The 20,398-nt window shown below is 67.5% G+C and carries 13 protein-coding genes; 2 read left to right on the plus strand and 11 right to left on the minus strand.

Annotation, left to right across the window (positions count from 1 at the left end; all coding sequences use genetic code 11):
- The first annotated feature begins 74 nt into the window (after nucleotides 1-74).
- Both LWJ43_RS13095 and LWJ43_RS13100 read left to right on the plus strand, forming a co-directional pair.
- Nucleotides 75-1,337, plus strand: coding sequence for an amidohydrolase family protein (locus LWJ43_RS13095; RefSeq protein ID WP_277332441.1), 1,263 nt, complete (start codon nucleotides 75-77; stop codon nucleotides 1,335-1,337).
- Nucleotides 1,338-1,600: 263 nt separating this feature from the next.
- Nucleotides 1,601-3,586 carry a PIG-L family deacetylase gene (locus LWJ43_RS13100; RefSeq protein ID WP_277335879.1) on the plus strand — a complete coding sequence of 662 codons (1,986 nt, stop codon included), beginning with the start codon at nucleotides 1,601-1,603 and terminating at the stop codon, nucleotides 3,584-3,586.
- Nucleotides 3,587-3,931: 345 nt separating this feature from the next.
- On the opposite strand, the gene LWJ43_RS13105 is transcribed toward LWJ43_RS13100, so the two are convergent.
- From LWJ43_RS13105 to rplJ, 11 genes are all read right to left on the minus strand, one after another.
- A complete protein-coding gene (locus LWJ43_RS13105; protein ID WP_277332442.1) occupies nucleotides 3,932-4,141 on the minus strand; it encodes a hypothetical protein in 210 nt (69 codons plus the stop codon).
- Nucleotides 4,142-4,640: 499 nt separating this feature from the next.
- Nucleotides 4,641-5,834, minus strand: a complete 1,194-nt coding sequence (gene tuf / locus LWJ43_RS13110) for an elongation factor Tu (RefSeq protein ID WP_014154597.1) — start codon at nucleotides 5,832-5,834, stop codon at nucleotides 4,641-4,643.
- Nucleotides 5,835-5,992: 158 nt separating this feature from the next.
- Nucleotides 5,993-8,122, minus strand: coding sequence for an elongation factor G (fusA, locus tag LWJ43_RS13115; protein ID WP_277332443.1), 2,130 nt, complete (start codon nucleotides 8,120-8,122; stop codon nucleotides 5,993-5,995).
- Between the two features lie 38 nt (nucleotides 8,123-8,160).
- Nucleotides 8,161-8,631 carry a 30S ribosomal protein S7 gene (gene rpsG, locus LWJ43_RS13120; RefSeq protein ID WP_014154599.1) on the minus strand — a complete coding sequence of 157 codons (471 nt, stop codon included), beginning with the start codon at nucleotides 8,629-8,631 and terminating at the stop codon, nucleotides 8,161-8,163.
- A gap of 2 nt (nucleotides 8,632-8,633) precedes the next feature.
- Nucleotides 8,634-9,005 (minus strand): 30S ribosomal protein S12, encoded by a 372-nt coding sequence (gene rpsL / locus LWJ43_RS13125; protein WP_003948652.1) that lies wholly within the window; start codon nucleotides 9,003-9,005, stop codon nucleotides 8,634-8,636.
- Between the two features lie 516 nt (nucleotides 9,006-9,521).
- The gene (locus LWJ43_RS13130) at nucleotides 9,522-9,953 is read right to left on the minus strand and encodes a DUF3592 domain-containing protein (protein WP_277332444.1); all 432 of its coding nucleotides are present in this window, start codon (nucleotides 9,951-9,953) and stop codon (nucleotides 9,522-9,524) included.
- A 48-nt stretch (nucleotides 9,954-10,001) separates the two neighbouring features.
- A complete protein-coding gene (locus LWJ43_RS32905; protein ID WP_346772012.1) occupies nucleotides 10,002-10,505 on the minus strand; it encodes a DUF3592 domain-containing protein in 504 nt (167 codons plus the stop codon).
- Nucleotides 10,506-10,977: 472 nt separating this feature from the next.
- Complete coding sequence (locus LWJ43_RS13140) at nucleotides 10,978-14,877, minus strand: DNA-directed RNA polymerase subunit beta' (protein ID WP_014154600.1); 3,900 nt, start codon at nucleotides 14,875-14,877, stop codon at nucleotides 10,978-10,980.
- Nucleotides 14,878-15,006: 129 nt separating this feature from the next.
- Complete coding sequence (rpoB, locus tag LWJ43_RS13145; RefSeq protein ID WP_277332446.1) at nucleotides 15,007-18,492, minus strand: DNA-directed RNA polymerase subunit beta; 3,486 nt, start codon at nucleotides 18,490-18,492, stop codon at nucleotides 15,007-15,009.
- 612 nt (nucleotides 18,493-19,104) lie between these two features.
- The gene (gene rplL / locus LWJ43_RS13150; protein WP_147959042.1) at nucleotides 19,105-19,488 is read right to left on the minus strand and encodes a 50S ribosomal protein L7/L12; all 384 of its coding nucleotides are present in this window, start codon (nucleotides 19,486-19,488) and stop codon (nucleotides 19,105-19,107) included.
- 83 nt (nucleotides 19,489-19,571) lie between these two features.
- A complete protein-coding gene (rplJ, locus tag LWJ43_RS13155) occupies nucleotides 19,572-20,129 on the minus strand; it encodes a 50S ribosomal protein L10 (RefSeq protein WP_147959041.1) in 558 nt (185 codons plus the stop codon).
- Nucleotides 20,130-20,398 lie beyond the last annotated feature (269 nt).

Here is a 20,398-nt window from a genome sequence, read left to right on the forward strand (position 1 = left end):
GCATTGACCTGACCGACGCGGTGACGACGTTCGCCGCACCGGGCCCCCGGGCCCGCGAAGAGAGGTGGAGCAGCATGGTTACGGCCATCACCAACGCCCGTGTGTTCGACGGCGAGCGCGTCCGCGAGGAGACCACCGTCCTGCTGGACGGCACCCGCATCGCCGCGATCGGCGGGGAGGCGCCCGCCGGGGCGGACATCGTCGACGTCTCGGGCGCGACGCTCCTGCCCGGCCTGATCGACTCCCACGTCCACACCTCCGAGGACGGGCTCGCGCTGGCGCTGCGGTTCGGCGTCACCACGGAGCTGGAGATGCAGGGCATGTACACCAGGGACGCCCGTGAGCACCTGCTCGGCGACGACTCCGTCGCCGATGTCCGCTCCTCGGGATTCGGCATCACCCCGCCCGGCGGACACCCCAGCGAACTGCTCCCCGAGGACTTCGAGCCGGGAGGCCACGGAGACCAGGACCCCGGAGACTCGGGTCACGGTGACCGGGGGGCGCACGGTCCGGCTCCGCTGATGCCGTTCTCCAGCACCCCGGCCGAAGCGGTCGCCTTCGTCCCGCGGCTCGTCGCCGCCGGCTCGGACTACATCAAGTTCATGGTCGACGACGGCTCCGTCGAGGGGCACCCCGGTCTGCCCATGCTCGACCAGGCGACCCTGACCGCCGGGGTCGCCGAGGCGCACCGGCACGGGATGCTCACGATCGCCCACACCCTGACCGTCGAGGCGACGCGGATGGCGGTCGAAGCAGGCATCGACGGCTTCGCCCACCTGTTCATGGACCAGCCGCACACCGACGAGATCATCGACCTCATCGCCGCCTCCGGCGCGTTCGTCGCACCCTGCGTCGTCCTGAACGCCTCGATGACGGGCATCACGGGCTCGGACCTCGCCGACGACCCGCGCGTCGGCTCACGCCTGACCCCCGCCTGGAACGAGACCCTGCGCAGCAGCTACGACCGCTACCCCCAGGGCAAGCTGGAGGACGTCCTGGCCTCGGTCAGGGCACTGCACGACGCCGGGGTCGATCTCCTCGCCGGCACCGACGCCGCACCCATGCCGCTGCCGTTCCTGGGCGGCATGATCCACGGCGCGAGCGTCCACCACGAGCTGCAGTACCTCGTCCGGGCCGGCCTCACGCCGGTCCAGGCCCTGCGCGCGGCCACCCTCACCCCGGCACGGCGTTTCGGACTTGCGGACCGCGGACGCATCGCCGAGGGACTCCGCGCCGACCTGCTCCTGGTGGAGGGCGACCCCACCACCACCATCGGCGACACCCTCAACCTCCGCGCGGTCTGGCGCCGCGGCACGCTCACCCGCCTCGCGGCCTGACCGGCACGCCGGCCGGTCCGCACACAGAACCGGACGTGGTCCGTCCGGAGTCACGGCCCGAGCGGCGCGTCCCTCCGGGCAACCCGGCCGCCCGGTTCCCCGTCTATCCCCCCGCAGGAGCAGGCACACAGCCCTGACCTGCACTGACCAACAGCACGCAGCTCAGGGCACCGACCCGCCCGCTGCGGGGGGACGCGGACGGAGTGCGTGGCGTGACGGATCGATCGGCCCTGCCCGGAAACGGTGTGCGACGACGCGCCGTCATGACCACAGCCGTCGCCGGCTTGGCGCTCAGCGCCTGCTCGGTCCCGGCTCCCCGGCGTTCCGACCCCCCACCGGACCCCGCACCCGGCATGCCCGTAAACACCGCGCGACGAGCGCTGCTGATGCAGATCCTCGCCCACCCGGACGACGACCTGTACTTCATGAACCCGGACACCCAGCGCGCGCTGGACGCCGGGACGCCGCTGGTCTGCGTGTACCTCACGGCGGGCGAGGCCGACGGCCTCAACAAGATCCCCGGCCGCCCCCGCCCCGTACCGGACAAGGCGGCGTACTCGTCGTCGCGCCACCAGGGGCTGCGGCAGGCTTACGCGACCCTGCTCGGGCTGGAGAAGTTCACCCCCTGGGAGATATCCGTCGCCGAGCTCGGCGACGGGCACCGGGCCGAGGTCGACACTTTGGCCGCCGGGGGACGCAGGGTCGAGCTGGTCTTCATCGACACGGCCATGCACACCACCCGCCACCGCCTCGGACTGCCCAGCCTGTGGCACGACCGGCGGCTTTCCCTGCGCACGGTCGTCGCCGAGGGTTCACCCCTGGAGCGCCCGGGCGCGTACACCTACGACGGGCTCGTCGACGTCCTCGTCGGGCTGCTGGAGCGCCACCGGCCGACCGTCGTGCACACCCTGGACCCCGATCCGGACATCCAGCACAGCACGGAGGCCGCCCGGCGCCGGGACAGCGAACAGCCCGGGTACTCGGATCACGCCGACCACACGGCCGCCGCCTGCTTCGCCTGGGCGGCGATGATCCGGTGGGTCGCCAGGAGCACCCGTGGCGGCGGCCGTGTGCCGGGCTTCGCGGTCACCTCGTTCCGCGGGTACTACAACCGGCACTGGCCCAAGAACCTGCCGCCGGGTGTGCTCGCGGAGAAGGCCGCCCACCTCGTGCCCTACGGCGGTTCGCCCGACTGGGAGTGCGGTAACCCGTCGGGCTGCGGGGACTACAACGTCGGCGGCGACCGGCCGCTGACCAACAAGAAGGGCTGGGTCCGTTCGACCCACCACCGCTATCCGGGTCACCGGACCGTCGTCACCCCCGGACCCGGTGGCCGGCTCGACGCGTACGCCGTGGTCGGGCTCCGCCTGGTCCGGTGGCGCGAGACCGAGCCGACGGGCGGGGTGTGGGGCCCGACGGAGGACCTCGGGGGCGGCCCGCTCGCCCCGGTGCTGGGGTCGGCCACCGCGGGCGACGGCACACTGCTGCTGTTCGGGCTGCGCTTCGCGGCACTCCGCGGGCACGGGGCGGACAACGAGCGCGAGATCGTGCTGCTGGAGCAGACCGCTCCCGACAGCGGCTTCCTCGCCTGGCGGGGTCTCGGTAATCCTTCCCCCCGCCGGGACGAGGGCCGTCGCATCGGTGCGCCCGTCGCCGTGGGCGCACCGGACGGCCGGATCCACCTCTTCGTACGCAACGCGGAGAAGGGAGTCAGCACACGGGTCCGGGAGGCCGACAGGACGTGGGGCGAATGGCGCGACATGGGTGGGGGCGAGGTCCAGGACGGCCTGAGTGCCGTGGTGGACCGTGCCGGCCGCGTCCACGTCCACGCGGCGGGTCATCGCGCCGTGCACCACTGGACCCAGGACGCGCCGGGCGCCGAGCTCACCGCCCGGACGCAGATCGACGCCGGCCCCGTACCGGGCGGGGCACCCGCGGGGCTGCCGGCTGCCGACGGTTCCGTGGACCTGTTCTACCGGGCACAGGCGCGGGCCGTGACGACCGCCGTACGGGACGGGGTGGCCACGGACCTCGTCGGCTTCGACGGGTACGGGGAACTGGCCGCCTGCGGTCCTGCCCTGCTCGGCCGCACCGCAGAGGGCCTGCTCCAGGTCCTGACGGGCACGCGTCTGTCCCACCGCTCGCAGGGGCCCGTCGCGCTCGACGGGGCCACGCTCCAGCTCGACGACGGGCGCCCGGTGGTGGTGGGCCTGGGCCCGGACGCGCTCCCCTTCGCCTGGCGGCCGTAGAGAGGAACCGGAGTCACCCGGCAGGCGGGGAAAGGTACCGCGCAGGCTTGCCCGCGCGCGGCTACAGCCAGCCGTGGCCCTCCGCGATCCGGACGGCGTCGACCAGTGTGCGGGCGTGGTCAACCACCAGCACCTTGATCATGGACCCGAACACCGCCGGGCCTGCCCGGAACGCGTGGCTCCGGAACTGTGGGCTCCGTTCCTGCCGCTCCCGTCCCGGCTCCCGCGATTCCCCGGCGCACCCACCGGACGGCCACCAATGAGCCGAGCACGGCCGGCAGGAACCACACCAGTGCGCGTGGCCCGGCGGCCACCACCGCCACGAGGGCCGCCCCGTGCACCAGCTCAATCGCTCGGGCTGGTGGTCCGCTCCTCTTTCCTGCGGACCAGGCCGGTGCGGATCTCCCTGGCGGCACCCGCCAGGATGCAGACGGCCAGGAGGATCTCGGCCGTGCCCCAGAGCCGGGCCCAACCGGCCTCCTGGACCCGGTCGATCCCGCTGACGGCCATGAACGGGACGAAGAAGAGCAGCGAGGTCAGTCGGTAGTTGCGCATGGGTTCTCTCATTCTGCCGTGTCTTGCCGGTGAGCGTGCCTCCGCTTCGTGCTGCGCGAGGCGGTGGGGAACGTGCTCCAGCACAGTCGCGCCGCCGTGTGCGAGACAGACCTGCGCTCCGACGCCTCCGGGATCCGGCTGCTCCTCCGTAACCACGGGCCCTCGCCCTGGACGGGCCGGCGGACAAGCACGGGCGGCGGCGAACCGGCCTGGCCGGACTCGGGTACCGGACCCACACGCTGGGCGGGACGCTCGTCGCCGGCCGGGAGGACGACTCGTTCACCGTCGAGGCACTCCTGCCCACGGCCTGACCGCCCCCGCCGTCCCCCTGCCCCTGCCCCTGCCCCTGCCCGTTCGTACGTCGGCGGCCACGACGCCTGCGCGGCTGGGCGGAGCCTCGTACACGCGCCGCACATGCCGAAGGGCCCCGCACCTCTCGCGAGGTGCGGGGCCCTTCTTGGTGCTCTGTGCGGAGCAACCAGGTCAGACAGTCAGGTGATTACTTGACGATCTTGGTGACCTGGCCGGCGCCCACGGTCCGGCCACCCTCACGGATGGCGAACTTCAGGCCCTCTTCCATGGCGACCGGCTGGATCAGCGCGACGTCCATGAGGGTGTTGTCACCCGGCATGACCATCTCGGTGCCCTCGGGAAGGGTCACAACGCCCGTCACGTCCGTGGTACGGAAGTAGAACTGCGGGCGGTAGTTGTTGAAGAAGGGGGTGTGACGGCCACCCTCGTCCTTCGACAGGATGTAGGCCTGGGCCTGGAACTCGGTGTGCGGCGTGACCGAACCGGGCTTGATGATGACCTGGCCGCGCTCGACGTCCTCGCGCTTGATGCCACGGAGGAGCAGACCGACGTTCTCACCGGCCTGGCCCTCGTCGAGCAGCTTGCGGAACATCTCGATGCCGGTGACCGTGGTGGTGGTCTTCTCCTGCTTGATGCCCACGATGTCAACGGTCTCGTTGACCTTGAGGACACCACGCTCGATGCGGCCGGTGACGACCGTACCGCGACCGGTGATCGTGAAGACGTCCTCGATCGGCATGAGGAACGGCTTCTCGACGTCACGCTCGGGCTGCGGGATGTTCTCGTCCACGGCCTTCATCAGGTCGAGAACGGTCTTGCCCCACTCGGCGTCGCCCTCGAGAGCCTTGAGCGCCGAGACCTTGACGACCGGAAGGTCGTCGCCCGGGAACTCGTACTCGGAGAGGAGCTCACGAACCTCGAGCTCGACGAGCTCCAGGATCTCCTCGTCGTCCACCATGTCGGCCTTGTTCAGGGCGACGACGATGTACGGAACGCCGACCTGGCGGGCCAGGAGCACGTGCTCCTTGGTCTGCGGCATCGGGCCGTCGGTGGCCGCGACCACGAGGATGGCGCCGTCCATCTGCGCCGCACCCGTGATCATGTTCTTGATGTAGTCGGCGTGACCCGGGCAGTCGACGTGCGCGTAGTGACGCGACTCCGTCTGGTACTCGACGTGCGCGATCGAGATCGTGATACCGCGCTGGCGCTCCTCAGGAGCCTTGTCGATCTGGTCGAAGGCCGAGGCCTCGTTCAGGTCCGGGTACGCGTCGTGCAGCACCTTGGTAATGGCGGCCGTGAGGGTCGTCTTACCGTGGTCGATGTGACCGATGGTGCCGATGTTGACGTGCGGCTTAGTCCGCTCGAACTTTGCCTTCGCCACTGGGGTCCTCCTGAGTGGTTCTGTACGCCTTGCTTCATCGGCGCCAGGTGATCTTTGCTGGAATGCCGGTGCCGGAGGCATTCGCCGCGCTGCTTACGCACTGCGACGAATGCCCGACCGGGCTCCGGTGACAAGCCTAAAGCGTGAGCTCGGAAGAGTTACTCGCCCTTGGCCTTCGCGATGATCTCCTCGGCGACGTTCCGCGGAACCTCGGCGTAGGAGTCGAACTGCATCGAGTAGCTTGCGCGACCCGAGGTCTTGCTGCGGAGGTCTCCGACGTAGCCGAACATCTCCGAGAGGGGCACGAGGCCCTTCACGACGCGAGCGCCGCTGCGCTCCTCCATGGCCTGGATCTGGCCACGGCGGGAGTTGAGGTCGCCGATGACATCGCCCATGTAGTCCTCGGGCGTGGTGACCTCGACGGCCATCATCGGCTCGAGGAGCACGGGGGACGCCTTGCGGGCACCCTCCTTGAACGCCTGCGAACCGGCGATCTTGAAGGCGAGCTCCGAGGAGTCGACCTCGTGGTAACCACCGTCGAGAAGGGTGACGCGGACGCCGACCATCTCGTAACCGGCCAGGATGCCGAACTGCATGGCTTCCTGAGCACCCGCGTCCACCGAGGGAATGTACTCACGGGGGATGCGGCCACCGGTGACCTTGTTGACGAACTCGTAGGAGGCGTCGCCACCCTCGATGGGCTCGAGGGCGATCTGCACCTTCGCGAACTGGCCGGTACCACCAGTCTGCTTCTTGTGCGTGTAGTCGATGCGCTCGACGGTCTTGCGGATCGTCTCGCGGTAGGCGACCTGGGGCTTGCCGACGTTCGCCTCGACGCGGAACTCGCGCTTCATGCGGTCGACGAGCACCTCGAGGTGAAGCTCGCCCATACCACCGATGATGGTCTGGCCGGTCTCCTCGTCGGAGTGCACCTGGAAGGAGGGGTCCTCCTCCGAGAGGCGCTGGATGGCGACACCCAGCTTCTCCTGGTCACCCTTGGACTTGGGCTCGATGGCGACCTGAATGACCGGCGCCGGGAAGTCCATGGACTCCAGGATCACCGGGTTCTTGTCGTCGGACAGCGTCTCACCCGTGGTGGTCTGCTTCAGGCCCATGACGGCGACGATGTCACCGGCGCCCACCGACGCGATCTCCTCACGCTTGTTCGCGTGCATGCGGTAGATCTTGCCGATGCGCTCCTTCTTGCCCTTGACCGAGTTCAGCACCGCGGTGCCGGCCTCGAGGCGACCGGAGTAGATCCGGACGAAGGTGAGCTTGCCGAGGTGCGGGTCACTCGCGATCTTGAACGCCAGGCCGGAGAACGGCTCGTCGTCCGAAGGCCTGCGCTTGACGACCAGCTCGGGGTCCTTGACGTCGTGGCCTTCGATGGCCTCGACGTCCAGGGGGGAAGGCAGGTAGCGGACGACCGCGTCGAGCAGGGGCTGGACACCCTTGTTCTTGAACGCCGTGCCACAGAAGACGGGGGTCACGGTGACGGAGTCGGCCGAGCCCTTCGACGCGAGGGTGATCCGACGGATCGCCTCGTGCAGCTGCTCCTCGGTGGGCTCGTTGCCCTCGAGGTACAGCTCCATCATCTGGTCGTCGTTCTCCGCGACGGCCTCAAGGAGCTTGCCGCGCCATTCCTCGGCGGCCTCCTTGTGCGTGTCGGGGATCTCGACGGTGTCGTACATCTCACCCTTGGCGGCCTCGTCCGACCACACGAACGCCTTCATCGACACGAGGTCGACGACGCCCTTGAAGTCGGCTTCGGCACCGATGGGGAGCTGCATGACGAGCGGAACCGCACCGAGGCGGTCGACGATCATGTCGACACAACGGTGGAACTCGGCGCCGGTGCGGTCGAGCTTGTTGACGAAGCAGATACGCGGCACGCCGTAGCGGTCCGCCTGACGCCAGACGGTCTCGGACTGCGGCTCGACGCCGGCCACACCGTCGAACACGGTGACGGCACCGTCGAGGACGCGGAGCGAACGCTCCACCTCGACGGTGAAGTCGACGTGACCCGGGGTGTCGATGATGTTGATGGTGTGGTCAACATCATTGAGCGGCCAGTGACAGGTCGTCGCGGCGGACGTGATCGTGATGCCGCGCTCCTGCTCCTGCTCCATCCAGTCCATCGTGGCTGCGCCGTCGTGGACTTCACCGATCTTGTACGAAACGCCGGTGTAGAAGAGGATCCGCTCAGTGGTGGTCGTCTTGCCCGCGTCGATGTGGGCCATGATCCCGATGTTGCGGACCTTGGCCAGGTCAAGCGAAGTGGTGGCCATAAGGCTCAATCTTCTCTCGGTCTCGATGGGGGTAGCGACTACCAGCGGTAGTGCGCGAAGGCCTTGTTGGACTCGGCCATCTTGTGGGTGTCCTCGCGCTTCTTGACGGCAGCGCCAAGACCGTTGGAGGCGTCGAGCAGCTCGTTCATGAGGCGCTCGGTCATGGTCTTCTCACGACGGGCGCGGGAGTAACCCACGATCCAGCGCAGCGAGAGCGTGGCGGCGCGACCGGGCTTGACCTCGATCGGCACCTGGTAGGTGGCGCCACCGACACGGCGGGACTTGACCTCGAGCGAGGGCTTGACGTTCTCAAGCGCGCGCTTCAGCGTGATGACCGGGTCAGCGCCGGTCTTCTCGCGGAGGCCTTCCATGGCGCCGTACACGATCCGCTCGGCGGTGGAACGCTTGCCGTCGAGGAGGATCTTGTTGATCAGCGAGGTGACAAGAGGAGAGCTGTAGACCGGGTCGATGATGACCGGGCGCTTCGGGGCGGGGCCCTTACGAGGCATTCTTACTTCTCCTTCTTGGCGCCGTAGCGGCTGCGGGCCTGCTTGCGGTTCTTGACACCCTGGGTGTCGAGCGAACCGCGGATGATCTTGTAACGAACACCCGGCAGGTCCTTCACACGGCCACCACGCACGAGCACGATGGAGTGCTCCTGCAGGTTGTGCCCCTCACCCGGGATGTAGGCCGTGACCTCGATACCGGAGGTCAGACGCACACGCGCGACCTTACGGAGCGCCGAGTTCGGCTTCTTCGGGGTGGTCGTGAACACACGCGTGCAGACACCGCGACGCTGGGGCGAACCCTCGAGCGCGGGCGTCTTGTTCTTCTCGACCTTGTCCTGCCGGCCCTTCCGGACCAGCTGCTGGATCGTAGGCACTACTTCTCCGGTTTCTGTGTGCCGTTCGTGAAACTAACCTGGAACACCCACCGACCCACGCGGTCGGGTGTGTCGAATACTGCACGCCCCTGCGGTGAGGCAGGAGATACGCAGATTGCGGTGGCCACTTACGGACTCGCCGTGCGGTTGAGGACACGCACCCGAGCCCAGGCACACCCCAGGCACAAGGCTTGAGCGTACCTACCTCATGGAGCTGGGTCAAAACAAATGCCCGGGAGACGGCCACCCCTCGTCGGAGGCGGCGCCCGACACCGGGCGCACGTCGCACGAACCCGCTCCGTGGACCCGTCGGCGGACATGTCCGTGAACCCGTGACCCGCGTCACCGGGGTCCGCCGTCGGGTGTGACGGGCCGCTTATCCCGCCGGGCGGCGCGGCGGAGGACGTGGCGAAGGCCGCAGGCGCGGGATCGTGGGCACTGCGTGCATGCCTGCTCGAGCGGGGGGACAGGCCGGCCCAGCCCACGGGCCGGTTCCGGTCGGGCTCACGACCCGGCTCACAGCGTGAGGATAATCCCCGCCATGGCCGCTGCCGCCAGTGTCCCCACGACGACGGACAGCCCCGTGTCGAACCCCACCCGCTTGTCCACCTCGAACGACAGCATCGAGCGCTCCGGGCTCTGCGGGTCGTAGACGACTTCCACGACGTCACCGATCTCCACGGGTGCGACGGAGTATCGCGACGAACGGACGGACAGGTCGCTCCTGTCTCTCGTGGAATACGCGCAGACCACGCCCACATACCCACCACTGGGCCAGTAATGGCCGACGCATTCGCCCTCTACGCGCATACCGGAGGATTCGAGGCGCTTCGCCTTTCGCAAGGCATAGAGGTTGGTGATCAACACGAGAGAAGAAGCGCACACCATAACAAAGAGGAAAATTCTTATCGCCAGCACAGGAAGCCCCCGAACGTTGTCGATACTCATGCCGCTTTCGCCTGAGTCAGGCGTACTCCGTGCCCGTCCGGCCCCGCCCTAACTGAGGGCGAGGACGACGAACACGGCCTCGACCAGCGTGAGCGTGATCAGGTCCATGCGTTTCCACAGAGGCTTGTGAGCGGAGAGAGCCGTCTCCACCCGGCCGGGCGCCTGCGGGTCATAAAGGACCGTCACGGTGTCTCCCACTCGAGTCCCCGCCGGCACATCGCCCTCATCCGCGGAACAGGTCATCCGGCGGCCGTCCACCAGGGGGAAGCTCAGGAGGAACGTGGGCCCGCCCCCCTGAGTACGCCACTCCCGGTCGTAACAACGCGCCTCGGCCTCGACACCGCGAGCCCGCAACAGCAGCCTTCGCCGAGTTATCCAGATGATGGCGATAAGGCCGAGAAGTGGCGGTATGAAAAGCAGGACCTCCGAGTCCACGCGCAGCTCCCTCGAAAACAGTGCGGAAACGACGCACCACATCACACCACACCTGTCCGGACAAGATGTCGGAGAGGCTATGACAGGACCCAAAAATGAGAGGCTCGCCGACGACATCGCAGGAATCAAGGAGTTCCTTGGGGGAAAGTCGAAAGTTCCACCGTCGAGGGACTGCTCAAAACGATCGGGTTTCAGGCCGAGGGCCCTGCTCGACGGACCGTGAGGGGTGGGGGTGCCTCCGGTGCACCGGTCCAGCAGGATCTCGCCACAACCGCCCCCAGCGGTTCAACGGGGGCGCGTCTCCACGGGGTGCCGGCTCTCCGGCCCGTCCGGCGTACAGGCGCCCCGTGGCGGCCGTACCGCCGCCCCCGCACGCACCGAGCCCGCCACACTGCGACGCGCCCGGCCGGGCCGCCGGTGCGGCCCCTGCGACGCCTTCTGGAACGGGGCTGGCGCCGCTGGTGCAGCGCAGCGACATGCACTGACCGGCACCGGGGGCGGCGCACGTCCCGCGGGCCGCACGGACCGGCCGCGGCACGCAGAAGGGCGCCCACCCCCCGACGGGGGTGGGCGCCCTTCTCACTCACTGCTACTGGTTGTACGGACCGTAGTCGTAGTCCTCCAGCGGCACGGCCTGGCCGGAGCCCGTGCCGAACGGCGAGTAGTCGATGTCGTCGTAGCCGACGGCCGAGTACATCGCGGCCTTGGCCTCCTCGGTCGGCTCGACCCGGATGTTGCGGTAGCGGGACAGACCCGTACCGGCCGGGATGAGCTTACCGATGATGACGTTCTCCTTGAGGCCGATCAGGGAGTCCGACTTGGCGTTGATAGCCGCGTCGGTCAGGACCCTGGTCGTCTCCTGGAAGGACGCCGCCGACAGCCACGACTCGGTGGCGAGCGAGGCCTTGGTGATACCCATCAGCTGCGGACGGCCGGAGGCGGGGTGACCGCCCTCGGTGACCACACGACGGTTCTCGGTCTCGAACTTCGAGCGCTCGACGAGCTCGCCCGGCAGCAGCTCCGCGTCGCCGGACTCGATGATCGTCACACGGCGCAGCATCTGCCGGATGATGATCTCGATGTGCTTGTCGTGGATCGACACACCCTGCGAGTTGTAGACCTTCTGGACCTCGCCGACCAGGTGGACCTGGACCGCGCGCTGACCGAGGATCCGCAGCACGTCGTGCGGGTTCGTGGCACCGACGGTGAGCTTCTGGCCCACCTCGACCGCGTCGCCCTCGCCGACCAGGAGACGGGCACGCTTGGAGATCGGGAACGCCGTCTCCTCGCTGCCGTCGTCCGGGGTGACGACGAGCTTCTTGGTCTTCTCGGTCTCCTCGATCCGGACCCGTCCCTTGGCCTCCGAGATCGGGGCGACACCCTTGGGGGTACGCGCCTCGAAGAGCTCGACGACACGGGGCAGACCCTGCGTGATGTCGTCACCGGCCACACCACCGGTGTGGAAGGTACGCATCGTCAGCTGGGTACCGGGCTCACCGATGGACTGGGCGGCGATGATGCCGACCGCCTCACCGATGTCGACCAGCTTGCCGGTGGCGAGCGAGCGTCCGTAGCAGAAGGCACAGGTGCCGACCGCGGACTCACAGGTCAGGACCGAGCGGGTCTTGACCTCCTCGACGCCGGCGCCCACGAGGGCGTCGATCAGGACGTCACCGAGGTCGACGTTGGCAGGCGCGATGACCTTGCCGTCGACGACGACGTCCTCGGCGAGCATGCGGGCGTAGACCGAGGTCTCGACGTCCTCCGTCTTGCGCAGGACACCGTCCGCACCCTTGACGGCGATCTTCAGCTTGAGGCCGCGGTCGGTGCCGCAGTCCTCCTCGCGGATGATGACGTCCTGCGAGACGTCCACCAGACGACGGGTCAGGTAACCCGAGTCGGCGGTACGCAGGGCGGTGTCCGCCAGACCCTTACGGGCACCGTGCGTGGAGATGAAGTACTCCAGAACGGTGAGGCCCTCGCGGAAGGACGCCTTGATGGGACGAGGGATCGTCTCGTTCTTGGCGTTCGACACCAGACCACGCATACCCGCGATCTGACGCATCTGCATCATGTTTCCTCGGGCACCCGAGTCGACCATCATGAAGATGGGGTTCGTCTTCGGGAAGTTCGCGTTCATCGCCTCGGCGACCTCGTTGGTCGCCTTGGTCCAGATCGCGATGAGCTCCTGCGTGCGCTCGTCCTTGGTGATGAGACCGCGCTCGTACTGCTTCTGGACCTTCTCGTCCTGCTCCTCGTAGCCCTTGACGATGGCCTTCTTGGCCTCGGGCACGACGACGTCGGAGATGGCCACGGTCACACCGGAGCGGGTCGCCCAGTGGAAACCGGCCGCCTTCAGGTTGTCGAGCGTCGCCGCCACGATGACCTTGGGGTAGCGCTCGGCCAGGTCGTTGACGATCTCGGAGAGCTGCTTCTTGCCCACCGAGTAGTCGACGAACGGGTAGTCCTCGGGCAGCAGCTCGTTGAAGAGCGCGCGGCCCAGGCTCGTACGCAGGCGGAAGGTGTCACCCGGCTGGTACTCGGGCTCGCCCTCCTCGGCGACCGGCGGCACCCAGCCACGCGGGGGCATGGTGCCCACCGGGAAGCGGATGTCGACCTTCGCCTGGAGCGACAGCTCGCGGGCGTCGAAGGCCATGGTGGCCTCGGCCGTGGAGCCGAACGCGCGGTCCGTGCCCTTGACGTTGCGGCCCTCTTCGTCCGTGGTGAGGAAGAAGAGACCCAGCACCATGTCCTGGGTCGGCATGGTGACGGGACGACCGTCGGCCGGCTTCAGGATGTTGTTCGAGGACAGCATCAGGATGCGGGCCTCGGCCTGCGCCTCCGCGGAGAGCGGCAGGTGCACGGCCATCTGGTCACCGTCGAAGTCCGCGTTGAACGCGGTGCAGACGAGCGGGTGGATCTGGATGGCCTTGCCCTCGACCAGCTGCGGCTCGAAGGCCTGGATGCCGAGGCGGTGCAGGGTGGGCGCACGGTTCAGCAGCACCGGGTGCTCGGCGATGACCTCTTCGAGGACGTCGTACACGACGGTGCGGCCACGCTCGACCATGCGCTTGGCCGACTTGATGTTCTGCGCGTGGTTCAGGTCCACCAGGCGCTTCATCACGAACGGCTTGAAGAGCTCCAGCGCCATCGCCTTCGGCAGACCGCACTGGTGCAGCTTGAGCTGCGGACCGACGACGATCACGGAACGCGCGGAGTAGTCCACGCGCTTGCCGAGGAGGTTCTGACGGAAACGACCCTGCTTGCCCTTCAGCATGTCGCTGAGGGACTTCAGGGGGCGGTTACCGGGACCGGTGACCGGGCGACCACGGCGGCCGTTGTCGAACAGCGCGTCGACGGCCTCCTGCAGCATCCGCTTCTCGTTGTTCACGATGATCTCGGGGGCACCGAGGTCAAGGAGACGCTTGAGGCGGTTGTTGCGGTTGATCACACGGCGGTACAGGTCGTTCAGGTCGGAGGTCGCGAAGCGGCCACCGTCCAGCTGCACCATCGGACGCAGGTCCGGCGGGATGACCGGCACGCAGTCGAGCACCATGCCCTTGGGCTTGTTGCTGGTCTGCAGGAACGCGGAGACGACCTTGAGGCGCTTGAGCGCCCGGGTCTTCTTCTGGCCCTTGCCGGTACGGATGATCTCGCGGAGGCGCTCGGCCTCCTCGTCGAGGTCGAAGGACTCCAGGCGCTTCTGCAGCGCCGCGGCGCCCATGCAGCCGTCGAAGTACGTGCCGAAGCGGTCACGCAGCTCGCGGTAGAGCAGCTCGTCGCCCTCGAGGTCCTGGACCTTGAGGTTCTTGAAGCGGCTCCACACCTCGTCGAGACGGTCGATCTCGCGCTGCGCACGGTCGCGCAGCTGCTTCATCTCACGCTCGGCGCCTTCGCGCACCTTGCGGCGCACATCGGCCTTGGCACCCTCGGCCTCGAGCTCGGCCAGGTCGGTCTCGAGCTTCTTGGCGCGGTTCTCGAGGTCCGAGTCGCGGCGGTTCTCGACCTGCTGGCGCTCGACGGAGACGTGCGCCTCCAGCGACGGGAGGTCACGCGTGCGGCGCTCCTCGTCGACGAACGTGATCATGTACGCAGCGAAGTAGATGACCTTCTCGAGGTCCTTCGGCGCGAGGTCCAGCAGGTATCCGAGGCGCGACGGGACGCCCTTGAAGTACCAGATGTGGGTGACGGGAGCGGCAAGCTCGATGTGACCCATGCGCTCGCGGCGCACCTTGGCGCGCGTGACCTCTACGCCACAGCGCTCACAGATGATGCCCTTGAAGCGGACACGCTTGTACTTGCCGCAGTAGCACTCCCAGTCCCGGGTCGGACCGAAGATCTTCTCGCAGAAGAGTCCGTCCTTCTCGGGCTTGAGCGTGCGGTAGTTGATGGTCTCCGGCTTCTTCACTTCGCCGTGGGACCAGGTCCGGATGTCGTCCGCGGTGGCAAGGCCGATCCGCAGCTCGTCGAAGAAGTTGACGTCGAGCACTTGTCGTCAATCCCTCTTTCGGGGGTTCGAGCCCCCTCGCTTCACGCGAGAAATCGGGGCACTTCAGCAATGGTCTGAACGGGTCCGGGGAGGGCCGGCCGGATCACGAGGATCCGGCCGGGCAACCCGTCAGACCTCTTCGACGCTGCTCGGCTCGCGCCGGGACAGGTCGATACCGAGCTCCTCCGCCGCGCGGAAGACGTCCTCGTCCGTGTCGCGCATCTCGATGGACATGCCGTCCGAGGACAGCACCTCCACGTTGAGGCAGAGCGACTGCATTTCCTTGATGAGCACCTTGAAGGACTCGGGAATGCCGGGCTCGGGGATGTTCTCGCCCTTGACGATCGCCTCGTAGACCTTCACGCGGCCGGTCACGTCGTCGGACTTGATCGTCAGCAGTTCCTGGAGGGCGTATGCGGCGCCGTAAGCCTCAAGGGCCCACACCTCCATCTCACCGAATCGCTGCCCACCGAACTGTGCCTTACCACCCAGCGGCTGCTGCGTGATCATGGAGTACGGGCCGGTCGAACGAGCGTGGAGCTTGTCGTCGACCAGGTGGTGCAGCTTGAGGATGTACATGTACCCGATCGAGACCGGGTCCGGGAACGGCTCGCCGGAGCGGCCGTCGTACAGGTTGGCCTTGCCCGAGGGCAGGACCAGCCGGTCGCCGTCGCGGTTCGGGATCGTGGCCTGGAAGAGGCCGGTGATCTCGTCCTCGCGGGCGCCGTCGAAGACGGGCGTGGCGACGTTGGTGCCGGGGGCGACCTGGTCGGCGCCGATGGCCTGCAGGCGCTGGGCCCACTCGTCACCGAGACCGGAGACGTCCCAGCCGCGGCTGGCGAGCCAGCCGAGGTGGATCTCCAGGACCTGTCCCGGGTTCATTCGGGACGGGACACCCAGCGGGTTCAGGATGATGTCGACCGGGGTGCCGTCCTCCAGGAACGGCATGTCCTCGATCGGGAGGATCTTCGAGATGACGCCCTTGTTGCCGTGACGGCCGGCGAGCTTGTCACCATCGGTGATCTTGCGCTTCTGCGCGACGTAGACGCGGACCAGCTGGTTCACGCCCGGCGGCAGCTCGTCGCCCTCTTCGCGGTCGAAGACGCGGACGCCGATGACCTTGCCGATCTCACCGTGCGGGACCTTGAGCGAGGTGTCACGCACCTCGCGCGCCTTCTCGCCGAAGATCGCGCGGAGCAGACGCTCCTCCGGGGTCAGCTCGGTCTCACCCTTGGGCGTGACCTTGCCGACGAGGATGTCGCCGGCGACGACCTCGGCACCGATACGGATGATGCCGCGCTCGTCGAGGTCGGCGAGGACCTCTTCGGAGACGTTCGGGATGTCCCGGGTGATCTCCTCCGGGCCGAGCTTGGTGTCACGGGCGTCGACCTCGTGCTCCTCGATGTGGATCGAGGAGAGGACGTCGTCCTGCACGAGGCGCTGCGACAGGATGATCGCGTCCTCGTAGTTGTGACCCTCCCACGGCATGAACGCCACGAGCAGGTTCTTGCCGAGCGCCATCTCACCGTTCTCGGTGGCGGGCCCGTCGGCGAGGACCTGGCTCTCGATCACGCGGTCGCCCTCGGAGACGACGACCTTCTGGTTGACCGAGGTGCCCTGGTTGGAGCGCGAGAACTTGGCGATGCGGTACGTGGTGTACGTGCCGTCGTCGTTCGTCACGGTGATGTAGTCCGCGGAGACCTCCTGGACCACACCCGCCTTCTCGGCCTTGAGCACGTCGCCGGCGTCGGTGGCACAGCGGTACTCCATGCCGGTGCCGACCAGCGGCGCCTCGCTCTTGATGAGCGGGACCGCCTGACGCATCATGTTCGCGCCCATGAGGGCACGGTTGGCGTCGTCGTGCTCGAGGAACGGGATCATCGCGGTCGCGACCGACACCATCTGGCGCGGCGAGACGTCCATGTAGTCGACGTCGTCACCGGGGATGTAGTCGATCTCCCCGCCACGACGGCGGACCAGGACGCGGGCCTCGGTGAAGCGCATGTCCTCGGAGAGCGTCGCGTTCGCCTGGGCGATCACGAAGCGGTCTTCCTCGTCGGCCGTCAGGTAGTCGACGTCGTCGCTGACGACACCCTCGACGACCTTGCGGTACGGCGTCTCGATGAACCCGAACGGGTTGATGCGCCCGTAGGAGGCCAGCGAGCCGATCAGACCGATGTTCGGGCCTTCGGGCGTCTCGATCGGGCACATGCGGCCGTAGTGCGACGGGTGAACGTCACGGACCTCGAAGCCGGCCCGCTCACGGGACAGACCACCCGGGCCGAGGGCGTTCAGACGACGCTTGTGCGTCAGCCCCGACAGCGGGTTGTTCTGGTCCATGAACTGGGACAGCTGGCTGGTGCCGAAGAACTCCTTGATGGAGGCGACGACCGGCCGGATGTTGATCAGGGTCTGCGGCGTGATCGCCTCGACGTCCTGGGTGGTCATGCGCTCACGCACGACACGCTCCATACGGGCGAGACCCGTACGGACCTGGTTCTGGATCAGCTCACCGACGTTACGGATACGGCGGTTGCCGAAGTGGTCGATGTCGTCGGTCTCGACCATGATCGAACGGCCGGACTCGCCGACCGTCTCGGTCTCACCGGCGTGCAGCTTCACCAGGTACTTGATGGTGGCGATGATGTCGTCGCTGGTGAGGACACCGGCGTCGAGCGGCTCGTCGGCGCCGAGCTTCTTGTTCACCTTGTAGCGGCCGACCTTCGCGAGGTCGTAGCGCTTCGGGTTGAAGTAGAGGTTCTCGAGCAGCGTCTGAGCGGCCTCGCGCGTGGGCGGCTCGCCCGGGCGCAGCTTGCGGTAGATGTCGAGCAGCGCGTCGTCCTGGCCCTGGGTGTGGTCCTTCTCCAGGGTGGCGCGCATGGACTCGTACTCGCCGAACTCCTCCAGGATCTGCTCGGTGGTCCAGCCGAGGGCCTTCAGGAGGACGGTGACGGACTGCTTGCGCTTGCGGTCGATGCGGACACCGACCATGTCGCGCTTGTCGATCTCCATCTCGAGCCAGGCACCCCGGGAGGGGATGATCTTGGCAGAGAAGATGTCCTTGTCGGACGTCTTGTCGATGGAGGAGTCGAAGTAGACACCCGGCGAGCGCACGAGCTGCGACACGACGACACGCTCGGTGCCGTTGATGACGAAGGTGCCCTTGTTGGTCATGAGCGGGAAGTCGCCCATGAAGACCGTCTGGGACTTGATCTCGCCGGTCTCGTTGTTGGTGAACTCGGCCGTGACGAAGAGCGGCGCGGCGAACGTGAAGTCGCGCTCCTTGCACTCGTCGATCGAGTTCTTCGGGGGCTCGAAGCGGTGGTCGCGGAACGTGAGCGACATCGACCCGGAGAAGTCCTCGATCGGAGAGATCTCCTCGAAGATCTCCTCCAGGCCGGACTTGGTGGGGACATCTTGTCCGCTGTCCAGAGCAGCCTCGACGCGAGCCTTCCAGGCGGCGTTGCCGAGGAGCCAGTCAAAGCTCTCGGTCTGCAGCGCGAGGAGGTTCGGAACCTCGAGGGGCTCCTTGATCTTTGCAAAAGAGATGCGCAGCGGGGCGGTGCTGGCACCGTTGTTCGTATTCGAGGTCGAGGCGTTGCGCGAGGCGGCCAAGAGGGGGTCCTTCCGAGGGCTCGGACTCACTACGCGCGTACCGGCCCCAAGCCGCACACGGAGACAGAAATCCCAAGGTCAGGGAAGGTCCGGCCATCGGTGCTAAGCGTGGGCATGCCCCTGGTGACGGGCAGGAGGCAGCTAACAGGCAGCGCAAAGGGTCAGTGTAGCCAAGCGGCACACTGATGTCCAGTCGGGGTTCTCAGAGACCCACGTTGCTCTCAACAGCTGTTCTCAACACCTATGAATAGCCCTCGCGCGGGGTGCGCTCTTCTTTACTGCCCTCTTCGCTCTCGATCCATGCCTCGGAAGCGGATCGAGATGACGACGCGTCCTGAGAATTGCGCGCCGCGTGCGGTTCGTCAAGGCCCCGCGGGCCCCGGCGGACGTCCGGCGATCTTCACCTGCGCCCGGAGGACGCCGGTTGACGCCTCACGGCACTCCTGGAGAAACGCACGGCGAAGATCACCCTACTCGTCGCACGCCGAAGATCAAGGCAGCCTCCGGGGGCATGCCGAAGGGCGACCACCCGGATGGGTGATCGCCCTTGGCTGAGGTCACTCAGCGCCGTGCGGCGTGAGCGCCCTCGGAAGAGTCAGAGGACTCTCGAAGTCACTTGACCTCGACGGAGGCGCCGGCGCCCTTGAGGGACTCGGCAGCCTTCTCGGCGGCCTCCTTGGCGACCTTCTCGAGGACGGGCTTCGGGGCGCCGTCGACGAGGTCCTTGGCCTCCTTGAGACCCAGCGAGGTCAGCTCACGCACGACCTTGATGACCTGGATCTTCTTCTCGCCGGCACCCGTGAGGATGACGTCGAACTCGTCCTGCTCGGCCTCGGCCTCGGCGGCGGGGCCACCCTGACCCGGGGCGGCGACGGCGACGGCCGCGGCGGCGGTGACGTCGAACTTCTCCTCGAACGCCTTAACGAACTCGGAGAGCTCGATGAGGGTGAGCTCCTCGAACTGGGCGAGCAGGTCTTCCTGGCTGAGCTTCGCCATGATGGCGTCCTTCCACTATTCGGCTGGTGCCGGTTGTATATGTCGGCGGGCGTACGTGGTGCCCGCTGGACCGCTGAGCGAAATTACTCGGCAGCCTCGGCGGGAGCCGGCGTACCGGCACCGCCCTGCTCGGCCTTCTTGGCGCGAAGCGCTTCCGCGGTGCGGACGAACTTCGACGGCAGAGCCTGGAAGAGCTGCGCAGTCTGCGTCTGCTTGCCCTTCATGGCACCGGCCAGCTTGGCGAGCAGAACCTCGCGGGACTCGAGGTCCGCGAGCTTCTTGATCTCATCGGCGGACAGCGCCTTACCGTCAAGGACACCGCCCTTGATGATGAGGTTCGGGTTGTCCTTGGCGAAGTCACGAAGACCCTTCGCCGACTCCACCGGGTCACCGGTGATGAAGGCAACCGCCGTCGGACCTGCGAACAGGTCGTCCAGCGTGTCGATCCCGGCCTCGTTGGCCGCAATCTTGGTCAGCGTGTTCTTCACCACGGCGTACTGGGCGTTCTCACCGAGCGAACGACGCAGCGTCTTGAGCTGCGCCACGGTGAGACCCCGGTACTCGGTCAGCACGGCGGCGTTCGAGCTGCGGAACTGGTCCGTCAGCTCGGCTACCGCGGCAGCCTTGTCGGGCCTTGCCATGAGCGTCGGCCTCCTTCCGGGTGATGAGGACCGCTCAGAAGGGGCCGGGAAAGACGAAACGCCCCAGCACAAGTGCCAGGGCGCAGCTCGACCGGACAGAGTCCGGGAGCGATCCACAGTCACCTGCGCAGGTCGTCCGATCTAGCGGAACCTTCGGTCACCGTCTCCCTTACGAGAGCGCGGCAACGACCAGCGGTCTTTGGCTTCTCATGGAGAGTACGCGACCGGGGCCATCCGGAGCAAATCCGTCCTGGTCCGCCCCGCGCGAG

The sequence above is a fragment of the Streptomyces sp. JH34 genome (genome assembly GCF_029428875.1).
Lineage (GTDB): Bacteria > Actinomycetota > Actinomycetes > Streptomycetales > Streptomycetaceae > Streptomyces.